This is a genomic window from Bacillus cereus ATCC 14579 (assembly GCF_000007825.1).
GTDB classification, from domain to species: domain Bacteria; phylum Bacillota; class Bacilli; order Bacillales; family Bacillaceae_G; genus Bacillus_A; species Bacillus_A cereus.
Window position 1 is genome coordinate 2932020 of the sequence record NC_004722.1, and the last position, 25398, is coordinate 2957417.

A 25398-nucleotide genomic window follows, 5' to 3' on the forward strand; every position below is an offset into this window, starting at 1 on the left:
GTCTTTTATTATTATTTTCGAATTTGTCCATTTCCACGAATCACATATTTTGTAGAAGTTAATGCTGGAAGCCCCATTGGTCCTCTTACGTGTAACTTTTGTGTACTGATACCAATTTCCGCTCCGAATCCAAATTCGGATCCATCTGTAAAACGAGTCGATGCATTATGATAAAGTGCCGCGGCATCTACAGAAGTAAAAAACTTGCTGACGTTTTCCTCGTTTTCAGTAATAATTGCTTCAGAATGCATAGATCCATACGTATTTATATGATGAATCGCTTCTTCAACAGTGGAAACCACTTTCACTGCTAGTGTGAGAGATAAAAACTCAGTTTCCCAGTCTTCTTCTGTCGCAAGTAAGATAGAAGAATCAATCGCCACTGCTTTATTATCACCCACGTAGCTCCACTCCTCTTTTATTCAAGGAAGAAAACAACTCGCTACCATATTGCTCTGCCCAATTCTCATGAAGTACAATCGTCTCAATTGCATTACATACAGATGGACGCTGTGTTTTTGCATTTATAATAATATTAAACGCCATTTGTTTATCTGCTGTTTCATCAATGAATATATGACAATTTCCCACACCTGTTTCAAGTACTGGAACAGACGCTTCTCTCACTACTGTATCAATTAATTGTTTACCGCCTCTTGGTATAAGAACATCCAAGTACTCGTTCAATGTAAACAACTGTTTTGCACTATCTCTCGTTGTATCTTCTATGAGCTGTACACTTTCTGAAGGCAAGCTAGTTTGCTTAAGCGCCCGGTGAATAACGCTAACGATGGCTTTGTTAGAATGGATAGCAGAAGAACTACCACGTAGTATTACTGCGTTTCCTGTTTTTAAACAAATTGTAGCAGCATCAACAGTTACATTCGGTCTTGCCTCATAAATCATCCCGACAACACCAAGTGGTACGCGCATCTCCTGAATAGATAGTCCATTTGGCCTTTCCCATGCACTTACACATTCTCCTACAGGATCACGTAATTCAATTAGCTGCTTAATCCCCTCTGTCATATCAATAATACGATTTTCAGTTAGCAGAAGACGATCAAGGAGTGAATCAGAAAATCCTTTTGCCTTACCTTCTTCAATATCCCTCTTGTTTTCTTCTAAAATATAAGCTGTTTCTAATATTAACTGATCAGCTATTGCGGAAAGTGCTTCGTTTTTTTGCTCTGTAGATTTAAGCACAAGCTCTCTAGCAACCTCTTTTGCTTTTATCCCCTTTGCCAACACTTCATTCATTTTTATTTCCTCCTTTTTAAAGTGAAACCCAATGATCCCTATGGATGACTTCATAACTATGTCTCTCGCCTCTTACTTGAATATCTTGGCTTTGCATACCTTTTACATCTATTAGTTCCTCTGCGCTATATGTGCATTGTCCTTTTCCTATTACGCGCCCTTGTTGCGTTACAACCTCTACAACTTCACCCACTTGGAAAAATCTTGATACATTCGTAACTCCAGCTGGAAGTAAACTCTTACCATGCTGAATGATGGCAGTAGCTGCCCCAGCATCTACTTCAATTTGTCCGCTAACAAGCGAATGTAAGGCAATCCATTGCTTGTTCATCTTCATTTCTTTTTGAGGAGCATTACCAACATACGTTCCATCACCCTTACCCTTCAAAACATTTACAAACTTTTCCTGTCCACGTCCTGTTCCGATAAATACACTCACACCAAGAGAGAGCGCTGTCTTTGCAGCATCGATTTTTGATTTCATACCGCCAGTCCCAAGTTTTGAGCCAGCATCTCCTGCAAGAGAAGAAATTTCTTCCGTAACTTCAGGAAGAAAATAATATTTTTTTGCATCCGCATTTTTCTGAGGATTTTTGTCATATAACCCGTTCACATCCGTAAAGATCATAAGCATATCCGCCGAAACAAGCCCGCTTACTAAAGCTGACAGCATATCATTATCACCGAACGTCAGCTCCTCTAAGGAGATGGAATCATTTTCATTAATAATTGGAAGAGCGGAGCGGTTTAATAATTCTCCTAACGTAGCGTAAGCATTACTATATTGTTCTTTTCTAGAAAAATCACTTCTCGTCAGCAAAAGTTGCGCAGTAACGATGCCATATTTACGGAATTCCTCCGTGTACGCCTGCATTAACAAACTTTGTCCGACAGCTGCTGCAGCCTGTTTCCCTTTAATCGTTACAGGTCTGCTAGGATATCCTAGCGCTGAAAAACCTGCAGCGACGGCTCCAGATGTAATTAACACAACCTCGTGCCCATCTTCTTTCAACCGAGCCAATGCGGCAACGTGATCTGAAAGCTGTTCTGTAGAGATGCCTCCGTGACTATCTGCCAAGGAACTACTCCCAATCTTTACAACAACTCGTTGTTTTTTCACTTTTTTATCCCCCAAGTCTAAAATCAAAGTTTTTTATAAATTACACTTCATTCACTTTGTAACTATATCTATTCTCATCAATGCTGCAATGAGGTATTTAAGAGCAAAATAAAAATGACCGCTTCGCCCTTAATAAAATAAAAAGGACGAAACGGTCATTGTTCCGCGGTACCACCTTAATTGATATACATAGATATCCACTTGGTGCCTATAACGCAGGCGAACGCCTAAACTTTCATTTAAGACTCAGGGATAGGTTCGATATATTCTATACGAGGAATCTTTCAGCCGGTGAATTCCACTCTCTTTCGCAAGAAGACATATGTACTAGTTCCCTTCAACGATTTTCAATCTAATTTTTTTATATTATGCGATATAGTTCGATTCGGTGTCAAGAGGTATTTTTAAAAATAAATAGAGCCGCAAGTTATTTGTATGAAATTATCGCCCTACTAAATGAAAATACAAAATGATATAAGTTTAACTCATATTCATAAACATAAAACCTTACATTATAGTGTATATATTTACATAATGTCGAATATAATTAATTTTTATCTTTTAGTGTTGCAAAAAGGAATATATTCTCTTAGAATGTTTCTTTATATTGCACAGGGATGTTATTCTTATTCTCACTATAATAAAATAATATCAAACAGATATAATTGATTATAAAAGGAGCAAGATTGAGTTATTATGGATAAACAAATTGGATTCATCGGTTGCGGAAATATGGGAATGGCTATGATTGGCGGAATGATAAACAAAAATATAGTGTCTTCAAATCAAATTATTTGTTCAGATTTAAACACTGCTAATTTAAAAAATGCTAGTGAAAAATATGGGCTAACTACAACTACCGACAACAATGAAGTAGCTAAAAATGCTGATATTTTAATTTTATCAATCAAACCAGACCTATACGCGTCAATAATTAATGAAATAAAAGAAATAATCAAAAACGATGCTATCATCGTTACGATCGCTGCTGGGAAAAGTATTGAAAGTACTGAAAATGCCTTTAATAAAAAAGTAAAGGTTGTAAGGGTAATGCCTAATACTCCTGCTCTTGTTGGAGAAGGAATGTCTGCATTATGCCCGAATGAAATGGTGACAGAAAAAGATTTAGAAGATGTACTAAACATTTTCAATAGTTTTGGTCAAACAGAGATCGTAAGTGAAAAATTAATGGATGTTGTAACATCTGTAAGTGGTTCTTCACCAGCTTATGTATATATGATTATAGAAGCGATGGCAGATGCTGCTGTACTAGATGGTATGCCAAGAAATCAAGCATATAAATTCGCTGCTCAAGCTGTGTTAGGCTCTGCAAAAATGGTACTAGAAACAGGAATACATCCAGGTGAATTGAAAGATATGGTTTGTTCTCCTGGCGGAACGACAATAGAAGCTGTAGCAACATTGGAGGAAAAAGGACTGAGAACAGCGATTATTTCAGCTATGCAGCGTTGTACGCAAAAGTCTGTTGAACTATCTGGTCAAACTAAAAAGTAAAACTGTAAAAGAGATCGCGTTAGCTATGAATTCATATGAATTTAATTAGAAATTCACTACATGATAAACGGCCAAACTCATATATAATTGAGTTTGGCCGTTTCAGTTTTAATTATATTAAAATAATTTTATTCAAATCTTCTTTACAGGTTCTGTTTTATCCCTTACCTATTCCCTACTATGATTGTGTAATTTTATTAGAAACTAATAATTTTTCAATGCACTTCGGTAACATATCTAATAGCGTTTCAAATGCGTAGTTTACATCTAGACGTTCTGTCCATTGATGTGCATCTTTTCCTACCGGCCCCATATTTAATACTGGAACATCAAACTCTTCTAATTCCTGAAGCGGAATTGAATAACCTTTATCCCATAATGGCATATTGTCTACAAGCGAACTCATTGAATCCAGTGGATACTGCAAGCCTACATAACTTAAATCTGAAATCCCCCCAAAATAATTTTGGTTTTCAAATGTAATTTTATGATTGTAGTGTGCATACTTTTCCATTTCTACAACTACCTCTTTTATTAAAGGATTGTTGCGTGAACTCACAGCTGGATAGTACGGCGGAGCGAAGAAAAGTACAATCATCGGTGCCTTTTCTTTACATAAAATCGCTAATTTATCTACTAAATCAATGGTTACCGCACGATCATCTTTATCTCCTCTATTTTTTATAATATTAGATTGAATATGATTTATTTTTCCTCGTCCATGTTGCTCAATTGCATATGTGATAAGCTCTTCATAAGTTAATACATTTACTTTGAGATTAGGTGGTATAAATGGATTATATTTAGAAAAACGATATGCATGTTTTTCATACGACTCTTCTATTTTCTCTGCTACTTTCGTTACTTTTTGACGTAACAATGAAACTACATCTGTCATTGATTTTTCTAATAAAAACAAATTAAATAATGTAACTGCACGATGCGGAATTTGTACAGAATAATCCTCTTTTAAGTCCCTTTGAAGTAAGTTAGTTGGCGGAGGACTCGCTTCCCCTTCTACAATATCACAAAGGTCTGTGTTTAACTCTAATTCTGCTGTTATTAATGAAGCCATATAACTCCCATTTAACCCTGCAAAAGGTTCACCTACATGTGTCTCTTTTCCGTAGCAAAGAAAACCAGGTAACACTTTACCAATAGAGCCAGTGTAAATATACTTATTTTGGTCACCAGGATGTCTTGAAAACATAGGCTCTGAGTTTAGTACCGTTTTATACTCTAAATCATGTTCTCTTGCTAACTCTAGTAATCTTGGAACAGCAGCTCTCATCCCTACAGAGTTTACTTCTTCATCTGGTACAGCCAATAAAAGAACATTCCCATCAAATCTTTCTTCGCAAGCTTGCTCAATCATTGCCATTTGTAATGCGAGGCCGCATTTCATATCCATTGTTCCTCTACCAAACAGCCATTCTCCATGTTCTATATCTTCACGTACATGGTCTGGAAGTTCATCTTTATGAGAATAAAACATAGATGTTAACTTTTTAGGATTAAATGCATCTTCTTTCCACATTCCGTAATCTTGTACATCTACAACATCAAAGTGACTTACTAGAATTACAGTATTTTTTGTACTATCGCTTTTCTTTACTAGTGCTGTAACAAAATATCGTCCGTCCCCTGTCGGATTTTTTTGCAAATGGTGCGGGTTTTGTTTGAAATACTGTAAGTCAGATAATTGTTCCACAACAAAGTCTGGCAATATTACTTCAGCTTCTGAACCGGTAATACTAGGAATTTCAACAAGACTGCTTAATAATTGAACCAATTGTTCTTTTGATTGCCACTTTGACATATAAATCCCCCTATTTTCTCGCATTATGAAAACTAATTCCAGTATATGAATAAAAAGATGACGACAGCTATCAAAATTATAGTTCTGATGTACTGCCGATTTTTATTGATATTTCATGAGCCGCTTGTTTTACCTTGCTAATAAGAAAAGATAGTCGATCATCATTAATACGATGACTAATTAACCCAACACTTAATGCTCCTACTACTTTATGATTAAATCCGATAATAGGTGCAGCTACTGAAGCTGTCCCTTCTGTTTTTTCACCATAACTGACAGCATATCCTTCATTTTTTATTTGCTTTATTTGATTAAGAAGAATTTGCTTTTGTTCTGGTAATGAAGGAAGTAAATACTCTACAATATGTTCCATTTCATTCGTTTTCATATTGGCAAGCATCGTTTTATTTGCAGCACCAATTGAAAGTGGAATTTGTTCTCCTAGATTATCGATAACTCGAATTTTTAAAGGACTATCAATTCTTTCAATGATAATAGAATGTGTTCCGTTTGGAATATTCAAATAGACACTTTCTTCCACTTCAGAAGCCAAACGTTTCATCACTTCTCTTGCAACAGATCTATAGTCTACCTTCTCCAATTGACGCAACCCTATTTCCATCCACATTGGTCCAATTTTGTACTGTTTTGTCTCTGTAATTTGTGTAACTAACCCATGCTCCATTAGAGAGTTAAGTAATCTATGTACTGTACTAACCGGGAGATGTGTTCCATCAGCTATATCAGAAATAGCCCAATACTCTTTTTCATTTGTAGAATTCAATAATTTAATAATACTTATCGCTCGATCAATGGACTGTACCATAACTCGCCTCAACTTTACTCGTAATATGTTAGTACGCTTAATTAACTATCAATTTAGCAAACATTCGAAATGAAATCAATATATTTATTTAATTTTCTAACAATAAAAACATATCACTAACAACGAATTGAAAACGCAAACAAAAAAATATTGACTTTTCTTTTTAATTATCTGAAAATTATAACAAGATTTCACATCACGGAATACATTCCATAATACGGAAAAACATCAAACGTTATTCTATCAACTACGAAAGTGAGGAAAACAATGGCGCAAGTAAGCAATACAAACAATGAATTAAAACGTACGATGAAAAGTAGACACTTATTCATGATTGCACTCGGTGGTGTGATTGGAACCGGGTTATTTAACGGATCTGGCTTTATTATAAGTCAGGCTGGACCTGGTGGATCCGTACTTGCCTTTATTGCTGGTGGATTATTAATGTATTTCGTTATGCTATGTCTTGGTGAACTTGCTGTAGCCATGCCTGTTTCAGGTTCCTTTCAGGAATATGCTACTAAATTTATCAATCCTGCAACTGGCTTTACAATCGGATGGTTGTATTGGTTAAGCTGGGCGAATACGACCGGTCTTGAATTTACAACTGCCGGTATTACAATGCAGCGCTGGTTTCCTGATATTCCTGTTTGGGTTTGGTGTTTAATATTTGGCGTTACCATCTTCACTATTAACGCATTATCTGCTCGTAGTTATGCAGAAACAGAATTTTGGTTTTCAAGTATAAAAGTATCTGCCATTATAGCTTTTATACTTCTTGGTGGCGCCGCTATGTTCGGTTTTATTGATTTAAAAGGCGATGAACCAGCTCCACTTCTTTCAAATTTCGTAAATCATGGTGGTTTATTTCCGAATGGACTTGCAGCTATTCTATTAACAATGGTTACAGTCAATTATTCCTTCCAAGGTACAGAGCTTGTCGGAATCGCAGCAGGTGAAAGTGAAGATCCAGCAAAAACTTTACCTCGTTCTATTAGAAATATTATATGGCGCACAATGTTTTTCTTCGTCTTAGCAATCTTTGTTCTTGTTGCTTTAATTCCTTGGGAAGAAGCTGGATTAACAAAGAGTCCATTCGTTGCTGTTTTTGATAATATCGGTATTCCATATGCAGCTGATATTATGAACTTTGTTATTCTTACTGCTGTTCTTTCTGTCGCAAACTCAGGACTATACGCTGCTACTCGAATGCTTTGGTCTTTATCAAAAAACGAAATGGCTCCAGCATTTTTAAAGAAATTATCATCACGTGGGATTCCTCTCAACGCTTTAATCATGACAATAGCTATTTCTGCTTTTTCTCTTTTGACAAGTGTAGTAGCTGCTGAAACTGTTTACTTGTGGCTCATTTCAATTTCCGGAGTCATTACCATTATTGTTTGGATGTCAATTTGTGTTTCTCAATTCTTTTTCCGCAAACATTATTTAGCAGACGGCGGAAAATTAGAAGACTTAAAATTTAAAACGCCACTTTATCCACTCGTACCAATTCTTGGTTTTGGATTGTATGGCATTATATTAATCAGTCTTATTTTTATCCCAGAACAACGACTTGGAATCTATTGCACTGTCCCATTTATCATCTTTTGCTACACTTACTATCACTTTAAAGTTAAGAAAAGAAATTCTACTAACACTCATAGTGAAACTAAAATTAGCGAGACTTCGTAATATTTGACTATACATAAAAGACTACACATGGCGTTTCACTTCATGTGTGGTCTTTTTTCATCATTTTAATATGATTTCATCTGAATTTAATGAATATATCCCCTTTCCTACAAAAGTAGTAGAGTGTTCATTTAAACACTTACTACCTCAGTGGGATTTATCACATTCCAATTTCAATATAATAGTAAATAGGTATATCGGATATAGATGTACATTACTAGGCTTATACATATTTCAACTTTAGAATTATATTCACTATTGAATTGGTAGTTACCAATAAAGAAAGAAAGAAAGAAAGGAATGATCATAATAATACAGAACATATACGAAACTCATTTACATGTAAGAAATTTAGAGAAGGCAATAAATTTCTATCAAAACAAGCTAGGATTAACGTTAGCAAGAAAACTCTCCAAAAGAAGAGTGGCTTTCTTTTGGGTCGGAGAAAATAAACAACAAATGCTTGGACTATGGGAAGTACATAACATTGAAGACTTTGAGCCGAGACATTTTGCTTTTGGTGTAAATTTAGAGTTTTTAATGACTTCTAAAGCGTGGCTAGAGGAACGTGGAATAGCAGTGATAGGAAGTCAAGGAAAAGGAAATCAAGAGCCAATTGTCCAAAGGTGGATGCCTGCTGCAAGTGTATACTTTCTAGATTGTGATGGAAACAAATTAGAATTCATTTCTATGTTACATGAGAATCCAGATGAATTAGAATATGCGTCCTATTTAAGTGTATGGAATGCGGAACACCAAGAAAAATGAATGGAATTTTCGTTCAAGTCTTTTCTTATTTTTGGATATAATGTTGTACGATCCCCCCTTTTACTATGAATTTGTTAACATAATGCATTTACTGTCATCTTATATTTGTACTTACGTACGAGCAATTCCTAATCTGCTTCAATTACAATTTGAATTATGTAAATTTTCCTCTTATCTGGTCTGGCATCTACTCTTTAAACACAAACTCCCCTTAAATCGAAAATGATTAAGGGGAGTTTTATATACGATGCAATTATAGTTCAGATTTCACTCGAACAGAAACATTATTTTTAATTATATTTTTGACATCTTTAAAGCTAACAAAATTGTTACTTTTCTCATCCCAAAGACGGAAACGTAGTGATTGTAAGCTTGTAGCAAGCGTAATCGTTGGTACATTTTTTAACGGAAGCGTATTATTGTGTGCCTCTTCTAGTTTATAGTTAGGTACCCTTGGGCTTAAATGGTGAACATGATGGAATCCAATATTACCAGTTAAGAATTGCAAAATTTTAGGAAGCTTATAAAAAGAACTTCCTTCCACTGCCGCTTTCACATATTCCCAATCTTTATCCTCTTCAAAATAAGAATCTTCAAATGTGTGCTGTACGTAAAACAGCCAAATCCCTACTGAACCTGCTATTAAGAATATAGTACCATGTACTAACAGAAACGATTGCCACCCAATTGCCCAGCAAAGTATAGCTACTACAGCAACAATTATAATATTCGTCAAATAAGTATTCATACGTTCTTTCTGCCTTGCACCTTTTCGGTTAAATCTATTTTTAAGCAAGAAAACATAAATCGGACCTAATCCAAACATAACGAATGGATTGCGATATAAGCGATATGCTAAACGAAGTCTAAATGGTGCAGCTACATATTCATCAACTGTAAGCGTCCAAATATCCCCTGTACCCCTCTTATCCAAATTACCACTCGTAGCGTGGTGAATAGAATGTTCATGCCCCCACTGATCAAATGGGAATAATGTTAAAACACCCATACACGTTCCAACTATTCTATTTGCACGTCGACTTTTAAAGAACGAATAATGGGTGCAATCATGAAAAATAATGAAAATTCTTGTCATAAATCCAGCGGCTAACAGTGCTGGAACTAATGTTAACCAATAAGAAACTGACAAACTTTTATAAGCAAGGTACCATAAAATAATAAATGGCACGATTGTGTTGATCAGTTGCCAAACACTTTTTTTAATCGTTGATTTTTCAAAAGGAGCAACTTGTTTTTTTAAATTTTTAGTATTTTCTAAGGTCATTGTTCTAATTCCTTTCCTTTTTGTTGCTAATTCATATTATAGCACACTGTTAGTATCAGGTGTTAAAAGTAGCTATAATAAATATTATATACTATGAAAATCTCTTTTTTCTTACTCATTACTTACAAATTACTTACGCCCAAAATAGCTTCTATAATTGGACAGGCGGAGTATTTTATTTATAAAAGAAACTTCGAATTTTTCCAATAAGTACATAAAAAAACAGCAAGTTTTTTCACAAGAAGAAAAAAGCTGCGATAAGTCAGTTTCACCGACTTATCGCAGCTCCTCTTCGTTTTACCTTATTTTATCGATGAAGCCACACTGCACCTGCAGACTTGTCTTCAGCTTGGCCTACCACTTCAAACTTCAGTCCTAGTTTCGGTAACTTACGTCCTGCATCAGGAATAATGCTGTTGATGTATTGCTTAGAATCATCAAATTTTGCCACTCCTGGTAATCCTTTATAATCGAAGATACCGCGAGTTGGTGAATTTACTTTCCATGCTGGTGTTTGATCAAATGAGAATGCCGCATCGGCAATTTGGTAACGCGTACTGCTCTTCACAGTAGGTTGTCCGTTTAATGTCCCTACAATTGCCTCTGGATGAGAATCTACTACTCCTAAGAACCCTTCACCTGGATGAACGCCTACCCAGTTATCTGTAAAGCTTTGATCCGCATACCATACAACCATTCCTGTATTAAATACTGGACCACGTGCATGTTGTAACGCAGTGTCAGAACCAGCGTAATTTCTCCACTCTACATAGTAATTATGTTTTTTCTGTTCAAATCCGTTAGACACAGTAAAGCCTTTTAACGTCATTGCTGGCTGACCTTCTGCATCATCAGAGAAAACAACTTTTCCATCTACAGTTAATGCTGCATTATCTAACGCAAACCCTTTATAAGCTACTGCAATATCTGTTAAGTACTCAAATTGCAGTTTTACTTTTTTTCCTTTGAATTGGCTTAAATCGTATGATTTATCAACCCACTTACCATCAGTTGTATCCGCGCCGCCTTTTACATCTTTTTCGCCCATTCTATCAATGCGTGTCTTCGTTCCATCTTCTGCAATCGCATATACGTCAAGGAAATCATACTTCGCTTCAAGTTCGTAAAATGCCTTATAATCGAACTTAGCATCCTTTGCATTTGTTAAGTCAAATACTGGTGTCTCAAGTGTTGTATGAATGTCATTTCCTTTTGTACTGTAATAGAACTTCTTACCAAACGCTGATTCGATATTTTTTATATCTTTGTCCGGCAAGTTAACACGAACGATTCCAGGTCGTTTAGATTTTGTAGTACTTTGATCTACATATGTCGCAACACCGATTCCTTTGCTAAGTTTGTCATAATCTACTTCAAGGATATTCGCCCAGTTCCCCTTCATATTCTTTTGGAAAAATTCTTTATTTTGTGGTGAGAAACTCGTTGGCTCTGTTCCTGCAATTTTTCCAGCCCAGCTACCACCACTCATAATAGACCATGACTCAACAGGTTCACCTTGTCCTGAGTACTTTGTATCATATTCATCTGGTAAGCCTAAATCATGGCCATACTCATGTGCAAACACACCAACTGCCCCGTCTTCAGGCTCGATTGTATAATCATATGCAGCCATCTTTCCGCCCCAGTTCGAAACAGAAGATTTCGTGCCATCAATTGCATATGGTTTTGAACCTAGTTTTGAACGATGTGACCAAATCGCATCATCTTTCAATTTACCGCCGCCAGCTTCTTGACCAACGCCAGCATGTACAACCATTAAATGATCAATAATGCCATCTGGCTCATTTTTATTTCCATCACCATCTTGATCGTATTGATCAAATTGGTCATAGTCTGCTAAATTGATTCCTTTTGCTACCGCTGCTTTTAATGCTTCTTTCACAAAATCTTTTGGTCCTAAAGGCCCCTTGTTATCATGCCCAGTACCCGCATCAGCACCATAATCTGATGCTTTTCCTGGAACAGTAAGCCATTCTGTTACAGTCCCATCAACTGTGTAGCTACCACCAGATTGTTCTTCATAATATTGCTTAAATGTGTTAATCTTCGATCCATCAAATAAAGTAAATGGTTCATCACCAAATAACATTTTTTGATAATGTTCACCATTAAAGTCTTTAAAATACATGTATCCTGGCTCTTGATCAATATTGTTATGCTTAAAATCGCTAAATTCTACAAGTAAAACAAGTACTTTATCTTTTCGAACAGCTCCATTGTATTCTTCTTGCTTCGCTGATGTAGTAGGTACTTTTCCATTTAATTTCCCAGGGTTCAATGCTGCACCTTGTCCAGCTACTGGGCTTACTTCAGGCTGCTGCGCCTGTTCATTTCCCTTCATTTTTGCATCTTTTACTTTTTTCATAAAATCAGAAGCTTCTTGCGTAAGACTATCTCCTGTTAAAATTTCTTTCCCAGGGTTTTCCCCTTTCTTTTTCTCAACATATTTTTCGACAGCCTTTGACGTCTCAGCTTGCGATGCAGATTGATCAATTACCCCCCGTTGTTTTAGCGCTTCAGCCAAGCGCTCCTCCGGTATTAAGTGCTCATCTATTGGTAGAGATGATGTTGGTGTCTCAGCATGCGCTGCGTGACCTCCAAAAGCAAACGTACTACTTAGTACTGCTGCTGTTGTTAATACCGCTAATGGTTTTAATTTCTTTTTCTTTTTCAATGTATTTCCTCCCCAGTGTCTGCAAATTATCGTTTTTTGCCGATAACAACATAATATTCGTTATAATACGAATATTCAATCTTTTTCAACAAATAAAATGTTGAGAAATATTTTTTATGCAGGGTGAAATACATACGATAGAAAAACAAACTCACCTATAAATAACAGTGAACTTTTTTAGTAAAAATAAGAATTAAATATTCTCTATACTATTTAATCTATGGGTTACCATATTACTCACTATTCTCATTATTACAAGCTAATAGTGGTTCGTACATCATTATAGCGTGATTCTCTGTTACATATTGATCTTCTATTAACTGTTTCTGTAGATTATATACTTTACGTTGAATCACATTATGTCGTATATAACCGCCCCAGTATGCAGGTTGAATTGAGTGTTCTTTCTCATACACTTCATATTGATAAAGTTGCGGATAGACTGTTCTCCATTCACCAACTAAATGTTCATCTGTCATATAAAGGTGAAGTTGATACGGTTGATCCGTTTCATTTTTAATTTGTAAATCCAAATAGTTATAGGAACAAGTTGCCCCACTCCCAAACGGTTGAGTTCGCCTAGAATCAGGAAAGACATCAAAGCTATGACGATATCGTTCGGTTACTGTCAGTGGTGTATGTAGAGTCATCCAATATATTAAATTTGAAAGCTGACAAAGACCTCCTCCAATACCTGATTGAAAAGATCCGTAGTGTAATACCATACCTTCTACATACCCTTTTTTCCTCGTTGGCTTACCTATTAAACGCCAGTAAGAAAATGTTTCTCCCGGTCTAATGACGATACCATTTAGTTTTTTAACAGCAATTTTCAAATTAACAACCTTATTCTGTTGATACCACATATCTACATCTTTAAGCTTACGAAGTAATATTGTTTGGTGCTGAATTGCTGTACAAGGTAGCTTTTCTTGTTGGAACCTTTTTGCATATGTTTTTCCGTCTGCTAACCACTGAATGTGCCTCTTTGTAGAGTAATACCACTTCCCTAGCATAATGCGATACTTAGACCGCTGTTTAGGACGTAAGTGCACTATATTCATTTTATTCCCTCTCTCTTTCTTCAACTAAATTCTAATATATTTCTAAATCAATAAATTACAGTTTTCTTAACTGCATAATAATTTCCGCAAAAAAATAATAAATTTACTCTAGTGGAGATTTTATTTTGATGATTGCTTTATAATTATATAAAACTGAGCTTCAATACAATAAATTGAAATAAACACATTATAAATATAACGGATAACCTTAAATAAAAAATAATGAACATTAAAGAAATTCTAAAGTATTAATATATTTTTCGTAAATATTAATTGATAACCCATTAGACTTTACTATATGTATAACTTCTTATTCTACAAAACGAAATTTTTTAATGTAAGAAAAAACTATACTTTCCCTTTAATATTGATACCAGTCTCATATGGAAAACTTTACAAAACAATTCGAACACTTACATTTAGAATAAACACAAAAAATTGCCACCAGTTAGCTTAACTGGTTGGCAATTTTTTAACGAGAATGCTTTACAAATAGTTGAATTGCTTCTTCTGGTACATAGCACTTTCCATTACTCTCTACAATAATACTTCCTAATTCATACCCTTTACCATTGATACGAATTATATTTTTGTTACCAAATAATTGTGCTTCTACTTTATTACGTTTTACTACGAGTAACGGGTTTGCTCCTTCGGTTTTGTCGGCTGTTACAGTTGCACCGATTTTCTTAAAGGCTTGTTCACTCTCTAAAAATATTTTATTCGTTACTTCTTCTAAGTTAAAGCCCATCGCTTTCGCCATCGTCTTCGCAATGTCTGTATTTTGGATTAAGCCTTCTGGTTTTTGAGGTCCATAAGAATGTAAAAATACATCCTCACCTGTATGTCCTCCTGTCGTAAAGCCGATATTTGCACGATTAGCCAATAATGTAGTAAGAATTCGTCCTACATCCATTTTCTTTTTTGCCGCTTTTAATTTTTCTTTTTCATCATGAGTTAGATTATCCAAACCGTATAGTTTAGCTACATCTTCTACATTTGATAAATCAGATTTCAGTTTATTTATAGTTCCTTCAAGTGTCATTTTCGCCTTTTTCAATGAATCAATGTATGCAGAAACCGGTGTAGTATTGTATCCTTTTGTCGTATTTATATTCCCTATAGAGATACCGCTGTTACCATGATCAGTTAAAGCGATGAGCATCGTATCCCCATCTTTCTTTGCAAATTGTAACGCCTTTGCTACCGCTTCATCAAATGCCAATACATCACTAATCATCCCAATTGGATCATTAGCATGGGCTGCCCAATCAGGCTTACTACCTTCTATGAATAAAAAGAAGCCATCTTTATCTTTTGATAATGTTTGAATTGCTTTTTCTGTCATTTGAGAAAGTGTTGGTTGTTCTGGGTTTGTTTCTATACGATCCATATCAAACGCAAGAGCATGATGTGAGAAAGAGCCCCAAATTTTATTAGATTTGGAGTTCAATAACGCATCTTTCGTTTCAACGAAATCGTATCCTTTGTCTTGAATCACCTTCACTAAATTTTCACCATCTTTTCGGATTCCATTACTTTGCATAGGTAGCAGCGCTGCTTTTCCCCCGCCTAATACGACATCTATATTTTGATATACTTGCTGCTTCGCAATTACGTCAAATTGCTTGCGATTGACATGGTGAGCCGAGAATCCCGCCGGAGTAGCATGCTGAATTTCAGATGTAGCAACAATTCCAGTTGCACGACCAGTACGTTTTGCACCTTCTAATACGTTTGCGACCGGCCGTAACTTGTCCTCTTCTTTTATTGGCTCTAAGCTAGGCGAACTTACAATAGAAGGTAATACACCTACATATCCTGAATTTGATTTATTTCCAGTTGCTAATGCTGTTGCTGCTGGCGCTGAGTCTGTAATAGCTGATTCCGCCGAAAACGTACGAACTCCTCCTGTTACAATTTGATCTAACGTAAGCGGTGCCCCTTTATACCAGCGAGCCAATGTTGTCGCCGTTGAACTCGTTCCGTCCATAACCATCATAATTATATTTTTAGGCTGATGTTCTACTTTTTTCACCTTAGCTTTGGCCGCATGATAATTCATCATACTTTCCATACTTAATACGCTTACTATTATAGCTGCCACTAATAGCAACTTTTTCATCTTCACACCATAATTCAACATGATTGTTCCTCCATAAACTTTGCATTCATTTAAATACACACTATTTCCTTTTCCATACCAAAACCTACATATGTTTTATTAGTTCCCAATTCTCATAAAGCTAACAATAGTTACTTTCCCTTTCTTTCCTTTATTAAATATCGGTATGTATCATCTATCTTATAAAAAAGATTTAACATCCTTTTCATTAATTACTTGTTTAACAATAAATCCTCGATCAAAAGAAATAAAAATTTATTGTTAAACAATAAATTTCATGTTAAATTAATAAGATAATAAATAAATGAGGTGCTTTTTATGAAACAAGGATCCACACTCTTTTTAAAGACCGTTGTGATTCTGATCGGAATCCCCGTTCTTGCTATGTGCATTTTTTTAGTCCCTAAAATAGGAGCTTTCGCTGCAGAATTATATCCAGATATTGCATATATTAAATATCTTGTATTTATCAATTTATATGCAACAGCAATACCTTATTACTTCGCACTGTACCAAACATTTAAGCTTTTAAACTATATTGATAAAAATAACGCATTCTCAGAGTTATCTGTTCAAGCTTTAAAAAATATTAAGTACAGCGCATTGGCAATTAGTGTATTATATGTATTAGGTATGCCACTTTTCTATCTCGTGGCAGAGAGAGATGACGCCCCTGGCATTATTATTATCGGAATGATTATGATTTTTGCTTCAATGGTAATCGCGGTCTTTGCTGCCGTTCTCCAAAGACTATTAAAAGATGCTATAGATATAAAATCAGAAAATGATTTAACGGTCTGAGGTGAATAATATGGCAATTATTATTAATATTGATGTAATGTTAGCGAAAAGAAAAATGAGTGTAACAGAGCTTTCGGAGAAGGTTGGAATTACAATGGCTAACCTTTCTATCTTGAAAAATGGAAAAGCAAAAGCAGTCCGTTTTTCAACTTTAGAAGCAATATGTAAAGCATTAGAATGCCAACCGGGGGATATTTTAGAATATCAACCTGAAGATACCGAGTAAAAAGAGTCCTTCATACGAGAAGGACTCTTTTTATTACACATTACGGTGCAAAACTAATTTGACCAGTAAACAATAGGATAATTGCTATGATCCAAAATATAAAAAATGATGAGGACAGTATTAATGAAAGAATAGCAATTCCCTTCTTCTCTGTTCTTTTCGTCATTGTGATTATTGAAAGTATGATACCTACACCTGTCAGGGCAATTGTAATATAATCTCCAACTATATTACCTGCATTGGCTATTCTTGTTGGCGTTATAAAAACGAATAGAAAACACAAAATGCCGATGAGTAAAGATAAATAGCTTATTATACTGTACTTCTTTTTAGGAACTATTTCAGTTTTCATACTAACCCCACCCCTTCTATATAGCTATGAGTTTATATTAGCATGAATAACCATAATTTAGTTAAAGCGAAAAAGATAAACACTATCACTTTATCTTTCAGTTTATTTCTATCTAACAATTAACCTGGCTACTTCTTTAATAAAGATGGACGATCATTCTTTAACCTCTAGTAATTATTATATACTAGAAAATAAAGTGAAACTTTAATCAGTGGAGGTTTTGTTCACCCTCCACTGATTATTAGTTGAAGCGATCAGGCTGCCCGTTATTGCGGAATAAAATGAAAGAGTTCTAAAAAATAAAGACTGTACCTTTAAAATGAAAGATACAGTCTTTATTAATAACTTTTTTTATAAAGAAAACTCTCTATCACTCACTACCTTAAAAAACTCCGAGTAATGTGATAAAGAATAATCCGCTACATCACAATTACCTTGAAACATACATGTTGAAATACCTAATTCTTTTGCAGGTAATAAATCTAATTCTCTATCTCCAATAGCTAAATCAATATTATGCTTTTTATGTAAATGATTATAAGCTAAAGAGTTGGGCTTTCGGGGAAAGCCATCGTCAATTGTAACCATATCTACAAAGTATTTTTCCCAGCCGTAATATTTTAAAATGTCCATAACCCCTGCCCTATGTTTATGGGTCATAATCGCATTTTTATCTGCAAATTTCAAAACCTCTTCGACACCTGCAAAAGGTTTCATATCTTTTGGCGTGAATTTCTCCTTCAAAACTTTAATCTTTTCTTCCTGCTCGCATGAAATATTATAATACTGAATTGCATGAGAGTATGATATTTTTAAGTTTTTGTATATTTCTTGTTTTTCTACTGATTCACCTAATATTTCAGAAAGCATCATTGTATATGCAGGATACGTATCAAATAACGTCCCATCAAAATCCCATAAAATATTCATTCTATTCACCTTCTATTTTCAAATCATTCAATGACTAAATCCGCCCTATCCCTCGGCAATTCCGTTTCTAAGTAATAATCCTCTGCTTTCCAATACCTATTTTCAAATTTTGAAAGGTTTTTCTGTGTCTCCTCACTCTCACGTAAAAACCTTATCTCTCTTGGACAGTCCAAATAGACCATATAATGAAAGAAATCTCTCCATTCTTTTCGCTGCAGAAAAACTCCTTCAATAACAATTACCCCTACAATAGGAATCTGTACTTTTTCCATTTCACATATATCTGTTTCTTCATGAAAGAAAGGTAATTTCAATTTTGTTTCATGTTGTAGCTTTTGAAAAAATTTCTGCCTTAGCCATTCAATGTCCCATTGTAAATAATAATACTCGTACCATTCTTCATATCCAGTATGATAGCGTTTATTACGCTCCACTATGTGATCGTCAATATGGAAAATATGAAACGGAATGCCTTCTTGTTTCATATTTTCTTTTAAATTGGCTACGAATGTTGTTTTTCCAGATCGACTTAAACCATCTATCCCTAAAATAAAGCGGTTTTCTTTATGCTTCTTCATAACATTTATAAGCTCATTTGTACTCATTACTTCTTCCACTCTTCTTTTAATAACGAGTATAGAATGGTATCATGAGCGACACCATTTTGAATCATATGTTTTCGAAGTAATCCTTCTTCTTGAAATCCTGCTTTTATTAACAATTTTTGAGAAGCTTTATTTTCTACATATACAACCGCTGCGATTCTTATTAGTTGCAGCATTTCAAATCCGTAAGCTAAAATCGCTTGTAATGCTTCCGATGCATATCCTTGTCCCCAATATGTATCATCTAATTCATAACCAATTTCAGCTCGTTTATGATGATTATTAATTAAATGAAATCCGCACGTTCCGATTAATTGGCCCGTCCCTTTTTTCTCGATTCCCCAGCGAAATACACTGCCCTCTTCATAACGATTTTTAAACGTTTGAATCGTGGTTTTCGCTTGCTCAATATTTTGGAAAGAATCCATTCCGAAATAACGTATAACTGATTCTTTCGAAAAATATTGGAACATCGTTTCTGCATCTAATAGTGTAAGTTCTCTTAAGAATAAACGTTCTGTTTCTAGTTTCGGAAATCCCATCTCTCTTTCTCCCTCTATTCTAATGAACTGCAAATTTCAATATAATTTCCATCTGGATCAGCAATGTAGGCAATTGTTTGTCCCCACGGTTTTACAATTGGCTCCACTAAAATTTTAATACCTTGCTCTCTAAATTGCTCAATCGTTTCTTGTACATTCTCAACAACGAATCCTAACTCGAAATGAGAAGACTGTAATTCACCTTCTGTAAGCGGTAGTCCTGTTAATTCTTTCACATCTTGCCGCGTATTCATCGCTAAAATGGTAGTTCCAGTATTAAATTCAATATATGTACCGTGCTCTGCTTTTATAGGTAACTGTAAAATATCTTTATAGAATTTTAAACATTCCTCAAACTTTTCTACATATAAAATGATGTACTTCATTTTCAAATCCATTTTACATCCCCCCTTGTATCTATCCCTAAAATTTCGACAAAAGTCTCACAAAAACCTTGTTCCTTGTAGTAATGAGCAAAAAAAATGAGGCCGATTTCTCGGCCCCCCAGCTTATTGGCATAAAACAGGAGATTTGGTTTGGACATAACCAGTTCGTACTTTTATTATATTTTATTTTTTCTGAATTTTAAATACATTAAACACCTATTTATATTGAGAAAGTTTTTTGCTTGCATAAAATTAAAGATTTTAAGAAATGATACAAATGGAGGTGTATACATATGGAACCAATGCTATGTCCAAGTTGTAAAACGAACCGCACTCGCTTTAATATTCTTGAGCAACAAGTAAAACCAGTCAAATTAAATCCACAAACTGGTCAAGTAGAAGAAGAATACACAAATGAAACGATGAATGCTTTTCATATGGCTTACCAAGGACCTACATACAGAGTCCAATGCGCTGTATGCGGACTTGTTGAAAACCCTGAACAATTTATTAAACCTGCGCAAAATCAGTCTTTCTAATAAAAATATGATTATCCCTTGTAGAAATAGATTTTTCTATAAGGGATTTTTTCGTTTAATACGTTAATTAAAAATGTATTTCTTCCTTATTATATGTTAAATTCCACACCATTTTAGTAATATTTATATAAGGGAGGTGAAACAAATGATTTTAAATAAAAAGATAATGCTTCCATCAACATTTCTACTATTAACTTGTCACATAATCATCTTTTACTTTTGGATTTCCGATTGGAAGAAAATCTCGAGTTCTTACGGTTTAGCTATATGGATACTTTCTACTATTTGTGGTCTTTTACTTTATTTCCTTTATAAAAAACAAAAATCTAATAAAGTGATATTCATTGCTAGTTCGTTATTATTAATTACTTCTTCATTTATGATTTTTTTAGGTATTGTTACTGGTATCATCTTTGTAACTGTTAGTTCTATGCCTTAAATATACAATATTTTATTATATAAAAAATATCCAACAAAACAAGGATATATAGAAATTAAAGAAGATGATTTCCATTCAATATACAACCATCTTCTTTAATAAACCCAATCTTTGTTACAATATTTCATTTTTTAACTTTTTAATCTTCCAATATACATTAATAAATATATACAAATACATACAACCTATAAATCCTATCATGCCTTTAAATATATAAGGAATTCTAGATTCTGATGGTCCAAGAAAACATAAGTAAAGCGCTGGCATTATTGTTACAAACATAATTACAAAAAACTGTAACAACTCAGTAAGTTTTTGTATCCTCGTTTCCTTCTCTGAATATATATCAGGTAACTCATTTTCCTCTTCTACTTCTTTACAAAAGTAATTCCACTTCGCAAAACTCGTTACATGTTTCCAGCCACACATTTCATATATTTGGATATATTCTTTTTGTTTTTCTGTCGAATCTTTATACTCTAATCTAAAGTCTGCTTTATATACTACATCTTTCGGCTCAGTTTTCTTAAACGTATACATTACGTTATACTTTTGTAACGCCCAGCCTTGTTGATGCATTTTACGTAAATACGCTTCTTCTTTTTCTAAGCTCCATACTGCGAAAGGTTTGAATATCTTCTTTGTCTCCATCTCTCATTCACTCCCCTAATATACTATTTCCATTCCTTACAGATCTCTGCAATCTGTTATACTCGAGCTCTAACACTTCTCTCCCAAACGGCGTTAACTCATAGCACTTCTTTCTGTCTGTAGAGGCAACTTCAACAATTAACTTCTCTTTTAGTAATTTCGTCGTATTTCCATATAAAGTACCAGGGCCGAGCTTTACTTCCCCATTTGTCATCTCTTCTACCATTTGCATAATTCCGTAGCCATGCAACGGCTTCACGAGTGACAATAATATGTAATATGTCGCCTCAGTTAACGGAATATATTTTTGCGCCTTCGCATTCATTATAACTACCTCCGATACATCGATATATGATATATCGACTCACGATACATCGTATATCGATATTGTATAATTATATTCCAAAATATGCAAGAGTAATTTAATAATTAAACATCCATTTCTTTGAATTAAAAAATCATACCAATTTTCTGAATAATTTGTTAAAATATAGAAATATTAGCTCTTTTATAATGAAAGGAATGGTACATATGATAAATAAATTGAAAGAAAACATCGGATCTGTGTTTGTTGGTAAAGAAAATGTTATTGATCTACTGCTCGTTTCACTTCTTGCTGATGGACATGTACTACTCGAAAACGTGCCTGGTACTGGGAAAACGTTACTGGCGAAAACCATTTCAAAAAGTATTGGTGGTAGTTTTTCTCGCGTTCAATTTACCCCTGATGTACTTCCAAGTGATGTAACAGGTATTGAATACTTCAACCCAAAAACAAGCGAATTCGAATTAAGAATTGGACCAGTTATGACAAACATTTTGCTAGCAGATGAAATTAACCGTGCAATGCCGAGAACGCAGTCGAGTTTGTTAGAAGCGATGGAAGAACGACAAGTGACGCTGGAGAAGCAGTCAACTCCTCTTCCGAAACCGTTCTTTGTTATTGCGACGCAAAACCCAATTGAATCACAAGGGACTTTCCCTCTTCCAGATGCACAGCTTGATCGCTTTTTAATGACGATTTCAATCGGTCATCCAACTCCTAAAGATGAGTTACAAATGATGCGACGTTTTCGGAACGATTTACCATTAGAAAGTGTCACATCTGTCATCTCATTAGAAGATATTTTAGAAGCTCAAAAACGAGTAAAAGAAATATTTGTTTCGGAACCGTTAGAACATTACATTATTAAACTTGCTCATGCTACAAGAAATCATGATTATATCGCTAACGGTGTAAGCCCACGTGCCACATTAGCTTTAGTACGTGCTGTTCAAGCTTTAGCCTTTTTACGCGGGAGAGAATATTGCACACCAGAAGATATACAATTGTTAGTTCCTTCTGTTTGGAATCACCGTATCGTCTTATCAATGGAAGGTGCCCTGCGTACGACAAAGAATGATATTATGCAAAGTATTTTAAAAGAAGTTGACGTACCTGTGGAGATTGAACAAGCATGAATGGACAGCGTGTTGTAACTGTGCCTTTATTTTTTCAACTCCATATTATTCAACTAACCGTTCCAATCGCATTACTTTTCACATTCTTTTTCCCGCAACGAATGCTTATGTTTCTCTTTTTCTTCTATTATTTATTTGCGATTTTTATTTATAAATATGTCGCTTTCATAGAGAAGAAGTTTCAAATCATAAATGAGAAACAAACTACACGGATTTTTCCTGAGGAATCTGGACAGTTTTTTATTCATTTAAAAAATGGAGCCAGCATACCAATCGTTAATGGTGTTTGTTACTTTCATTTAAATTCGTCCCTTATACCGCATAAAGAGCAAGGCATTGAACAAATATCAAAAACGTTATTCTCTTTCCCATTTTCACAACCTGCACATTCGGCACAAAAATGGGGGTTAACATTAACCGCCACGAAGCGTGGTGTGTTTCAAATTGAACAATTTGAATGTGTATTAAAAGATCCATTTCATCTATTAACTGTACATTTACCTGTTTTTGATAAATTAAGGACTGAAATTATTGTGTATCCTTCTCCTAAAGAAGTAGCAGGTTTGCAAGAACTTCAGCAACTTTTGAATGGATCTTATCGAACGAATTTTTCTTTTTACAATGATGAAACATCTATTATCGGTGTAAAGCGATATGAGCGTGAGTCTTTCCGCTCTATTCATTGGAAGGCATCTGCTAAAATGCAACAATTACAGGCGAAGCAATATGAACCTGTAAAAAATTATAGTTGGACGATTTGTCTTTCTTTAGCTGCCGATCGTGGATTTGGTTGGAAAGATAATGTAGAAGAACTTATTTCATATGCAACACACATTTTCCAGTATGCAACGAAGCACCACATTCCGTTTGAATTGTTTATTAGTGTATTAGCAGAAGGCGGTGCATTACATGTACCGTTAAATGAAGGACAAACACAATATGCAAAAGCTTTAGAAGAATTAGCCCGTATTTCAGATGATAGTACGTTACTTCCGAAACAAGGATTCCTTCATTATGTAAAGAGAAAAAGAGAACGATCGTCTACAATGATATACATTGGTTTACAAAGAAATGAACTCCCTCTTCTCTCGCAGCCAACGTTTCTCATTACTAGTGAAGGGATGGTGGAACCAGTTGAAAACTTGGCTATATCACATTCATGATTTCATTCTGCTCCTTCTGCTTTCATTATTAACAGAAAGAGATGAACTAATTAGTATTGCAATATTTTTAACAACAGGCTATATTGGAGTATTTCTTATTCATAAATTTATGCAAAAAAAAACAACAGGATTTGTAATACTTTTAGTTCTTCAAATCGTTCTTTTCTCTTTATTTTTACCTTTTTCTCTATTTGGCACAATCATATTACCACTATTTTTCTTTATCGTACATGTGGTCGGACCTGGATATCCAGTTCAAAAATCTTTAGGTGGTATTGTATGGTTTTTCGTTTCAGCTATATTTTATGCACCCTTTCCACCGTTGTGGAAACTATTAATGTTAGCCTTGCATCTTATGATTACATTTTGGTTAACCGGGGCCAATCGCAAACAACAACTATTACGTTTTTCTTCTATCATTACGATTGGCTTAATGAGTATATTAATTGTTCAAGTATTTCCTTTCATTCGACTTATTTTTGGTTTTATAACGGAAGTAGTCGCATTAGGCGTCGGCTATGCTTTAATGCCATTAATTAAAGCAGCGGAATTAAAAGATACTGAAGATGTTTGGGCAAATAAAGGACATCTCTTAAAACCAAAAATTGAAGACGGAAAAAAAATTCCTGATTTTGATCCAATACTCATAAATAGCACTACAATAATAGTATGTACAGCTATCGCTATTTACGTCGTTTGGAAAATAGTAAAAAAACGAAAACATTTAAGTTTACCAAATATGCCCGCCTTCGAATCTACTATCATTACTGATAAAGAAGGAATGAGCCAAAATCGTTTTAAACGAAATAAACCGCCACATAACGAAATTCGGAAGGAAATTTTCAAGCTAGAGAGTAAGTTAACCCCTCCTTTAAATAGAAAACGGGGAGAAACTGTTGAGGCTTGGCTAGAAAGAATAAACGATGAAGAAGATGTAAATATTCAAAGTGATATTATTATAGATGCTTATAATACGGTGCGTTATTCAAATAGTGCAAACACTGTACTTCTACATGAATTTAAGGAAGAGATTCATAAGCTTTATGCATATCAAAAAAGTTTGAAGAAACGAAAGAAATAACGTAACAAAAAGACTCCTATATTCATAGGAGTCTTTTTGTACTTCTACGTTGC

24 protein-coding genes, 1 pseudogene and 1 other annotated feature are annotated in these 25398 nt (G+C 34.6%); of the genes and pseudogenes, 10 read left to right on the plus strand and 15 right to left on the minus strand.

What is annotated here, in order from left to right; genetic code table 11:
- Positions 1 to 11 precede the first annotated feature (11 nt).
- Positions 12 to 1260: pseudogene (locus BC_RS14890) on the minus strand (glutamate-5-semialdehyde dehydrogenase).
- 16 nt (positions 1261 to 1276) lie between these two features.
- The gene (gene proB, locus BC_RS14895) at positions 1277 to 2380 is read right to left on the minus strand and encodes a glutamate 5-kinase (RefSeq protein WP_000744805.1); all 1104 of its coding nucleotides are present in this window, start codon (positions 2378 to 2380) and stop codon (positions 1277 to 1279) included.
- Positions 2381 to 2519: 139 nt separating this feature from the next.
- Positions 2520 to 2730: a binding site (T-box leader), on the minus strand.
- Between the two features lie 346 nt (positions 2731 to 3076).
- Here proB and proC point away from each other — a divergent pair.
- Positions 3077 to 3895, plus strand: a complete 819-nt coding sequence (gene proC / locus BC_RS14900) for a pyrroline-5-carboxylate reductase (protein ID WP_000360723.1) — start codon at positions 3077 to 3079, stop codon at positions 3893 to 3895.
- A 178-nt stretch (positions 3896 to 4073) separates the two neighbouring features.
- On the opposite strand, the gene BC_RS14905 is transcribed toward proC, so the two are convergent.
- Positions 4074 to 5714: a M20/M25/M40 family metallo-hydrolase gene (locus BC_RS14905; RefSeq protein WP_000049572.1), complete on the minus strand. Its 1641-nt coding sequence runs from the start codon at positions 5712 to 5714 to the stop codon at positions 4074 to 4076.
- Between the two features lie 76 nt (positions 5715 to 5790).
- A complete protein-coding gene (locus tag BC_RS14910) occupies positions 5791 to 6540 on the minus strand; it encodes an IclR family transcriptional regulator (protein ID WP_000250758.1) in 750 nt (249 codons plus the stop codon).
- A gap of 267 nt (positions 6541 to 6807) precedes the next feature.
- Here BC_RS14910 and BC_RS14915 point away from each other — a divergent pair, with 267 nt between their 5' ends.
- A complete protein-coding gene (locus tag BC_RS14915) occupies positions 6808 to 8232 on the plus strand; it encodes an amino acid permease (RefSeq protein ID WP_000079993.1) in 1425 nt (474 codons plus the stop codon).
- A gap of 309 nt (positions 8233 to 8541) precedes the next feature.
- Positions 8542 to 9000 carry a VOC family protein gene (locus BC_RS14920; RefSeq protein WP_025687456.1) on the plus strand — a complete coding sequence of 153 codons (459 nt, stop codon included), beginning with the start codon at positions 8542 to 8544 and terminating at the stop codon, positions 8998 to 9000.
- A 253-nt stretch (positions 9001 to 9253) separates the two neighbouring features.
- Here the strand turns inward: BC_RS14920 and BC_RS14925 are convergent, their stop codons facing one another.
- The 4 genes from BC_RS14925 to BC_RS14940 all read right to left on the minus strand — a co-directional run bounded on the left by BC_RS14925 (position 9254) and on the right by BC_RS14940 (position 16190).
- Positions 9254 to 10285 carry a fatty acid desaturase gene (locus BC_RS14925; protein WP_000171504.1) on the minus strand — a complete coding sequence of 344 codons (1032 nt, stop codon included), beginning with the start codon at positions 10283 to 10285 and terminating at the stop codon, positions 9254 to 9256.
- Positions 10286 to 10592: 307 nt separating this feature from the next.
- The gene (locus BC_RS14930) at positions 10593 to 12980 is read right to left on the minus strand and encodes an immune inhibitor A domain-containing protein (protein WP_000727443.1); all 2388 of its coding nucleotides are present in this window, start codon (positions 12978 to 12980) and stop codon (positions 10593 to 10595) included.
- A 233-nt stretch (positions 12981 to 13213) separates the two neighbouring features.
- A complete protein-coding gene (locus BC_RS14935; RefSeq protein WP_001028237.1) occupies positions 13214 to 14044 on the minus strand; it encodes a VanW family protein in 831 nt (276 codons plus the stop codon).
- A gap of 472 nt (positions 14045 to 14516) precedes the next feature.
- Complete coding sequence (locus BC_RS14940) at positions 14517 to 16190, minus strand: alkaline phosphatase (RefSeq protein WP_000935911.1); 1674 nt, start codon at positions 16188 to 16190, stop codon at positions 14517 to 14519.
- Positions 16191 to 16487: 297 nt separating this feature from the next.
- On the opposite strand from BC_RS14940, the gene BC_RS14945 reads away from it, so the two are divergent.
- Together BC_RS14945 and BC_RS14950 are read left to right on the plus strand one after the other, a co-directional pair.
- Entirely contained in the window at positions 16488 to 16970 is a 483-nt protein-coding gene (locus BC_RS14945; protein WP_000809113.1) for a DUF2975 domain-containing protein, read from the plus strand.
- 10 nt (positions 16971 to 16980) lie between these two features.
- Positions 16981 to 17196, plus strand: coding sequence for a helix-turn-helix domain-containing protein (locus tag BC_RS14950; RefSeq protein ID WP_000974619.1), 216 nt, complete (start codon positions 16981 to 16983; stop codon positions 17194 to 17196).
- 40 nt (positions 17197 to 17236) lie between these two features.
- On the opposite strand, the gene BC_RS14955 is transcribed toward BC_RS14950, so the two are convergent.
- The 5 genes from BC_RS14955 to BC_RS14975 form a co-directional block, all read right to left on the minus strand.
- Complete coding sequence (locus tag BC_RS14955; RefSeq protein ID WP_000845555.1) at positions 17237 to 17548, minus strand: hypothetical protein; 312 nt, start codon at positions 17546 to 17548, stop codon at positions 17237 to 17239.
- A 351-nt stretch (positions 17549 to 17899) separates the two neighbouring features.
- Entirely contained in the window at positions 17900 to 18478 is a 579-nt protein-coding gene (locus BC_RS14960; protein ID WP_001024248.1) for an HAD-IA family hydrolase, read from the minus strand.
- 23 nt (positions 18479 to 18501) lie between these two features.
- The gene (locus BC_RS14965) at positions 18502 to 19083 is read right to left on the minus strand and encodes a kinase (protein ID WP_000106106.1); all 582 of its coding nucleotides are present in this window, start codon (positions 19081 to 19083) and stop codon (positions 18502 to 18504) included.
- Positions 19083 to 19625 carry a GNAT family N-acetyltransferase gene (locus BC_RS14970; RefSeq protein WP_000506639.1) on the minus strand — a complete coding sequence of 181 codons (543 nt, stop codon included), beginning with the start codon at positions 19623 to 19625 and terminating at the stop codon, positions 19083 to 19085. The genes BC_RS14965 and BC_RS14970 overlap by 1 nt, the downstream gene beginning before the upstream one ends.
- Positions 19626 to 19639: 14 nt before the next feature.
- Positions 19640 to 20023 (minus strand): VOC family protein, encoded by a 384-nt coding sequence (locus tag BC_RS14975; protein ID WP_000364499.1) that lies wholly within the window; start codon positions 20021 to 20023, stop codon positions 19640 to 19642.
- 281 nt (positions 20024 to 20304) lie between these two features.
- On the opposite strand from BC_RS14975, the gene BC_RS14980 reads away from it, so the two are divergent.
- Positions 20305 to 20550 (plus strand): hypothetical protein, encoded by a 246-nt coding sequence (locus BC_RS14980; protein ID WP_000433609.1) that lies wholly within the window; start codon positions 20305 to 20307, stop codon positions 20548 to 20550.
- A 145-nt stretch (positions 20551 to 20695) separates the two neighbouring features.
- On the plus strand, positions 20696 to 20989 hold the full coding sequence (locus BC_RS14985; protein ID WP_000602672.1) for a hypothetical protein: 294 nt from the start codon (positions 20696 to 20698) through the stop codon (positions 20987 to 20989).
- 114 nt (positions 20990 to 21103) lie between these two features.
- On the opposite strand, the gene BC_RS14990 is transcribed toward BC_RS14985, so the two are convergent.
- Together BC_RS14990 and BC_RS14995 are read right to left on the minus strand one after the other, a co-directional pair.
- On the minus strand, positions 21104 to 21640 hold the full coding sequence (locus tag BC_RS14990) for a DUF2812 domain-containing protein (RefSeq protein ID WP_000448311.1): 537 nt from the start codon (positions 21638 to 21640) through the stop codon (positions 21104 to 21106).
- Between the two features lie 7 nt (positions 21641 to 21647).
- Positions 21648 to 21965 (minus strand): PadR family transcriptional regulator, encoded by a 318-nt coding sequence (locus BC_RS14995; RefSeq protein ID WP_000991882.1) that lies wholly within the window; start codon positions 21963 to 21965, stop codon positions 21648 to 21650.
- A gap of 206 nt (positions 21966 to 22171) precedes the next feature.
- Between BC_RS14995 and BC_RS15000 the strand changes: the two genes are divergently transcribed.
- The 3 genes from BC_RS15000 to BC_RS15010 are packed head-to-tail and all read left to right on the plus strand — an operon-like array spanning position 22172 to position 25345.
- Complete coding sequence (locus BC_RS15000) at positions 22172 to 23101, plus strand: AAA family ATPase (RefSeq protein ID WP_000608796.1); 930 nt, start codon at positions 22172 to 22174, stop codon at positions 23099 to 23101.
- Complete coding sequence (locus tag BC_RS15005) at positions 23098 to 24264, plus strand: DUF58 domain-containing protein (RefSeq protein ID WP_001014397.1); 1167 nt, start codon at positions 23098 to 23100, stop codon at positions 24262 to 24264. Before BC_RS15000 ends, BC_RS15005 begins: the two co-directional genes overlap by 4 nt.
- On the plus strand, positions 24236 to 25345 hold the full coding sequence (locus BC_RS15010; RefSeq protein ID WP_000860478.1) for a DUF4018 domain-containing protein: 1110 nt from the start codon (positions 24236 to 24238) through the stop codon (positions 25343 to 25345). The genes BC_RS15005 and BC_RS15010 overlap by 29 nt, the downstream gene beginning before the upstream one ends.
- The last annotated feature ends 53 nt before the right edge of the window (positions 25346 to 25398 follow it).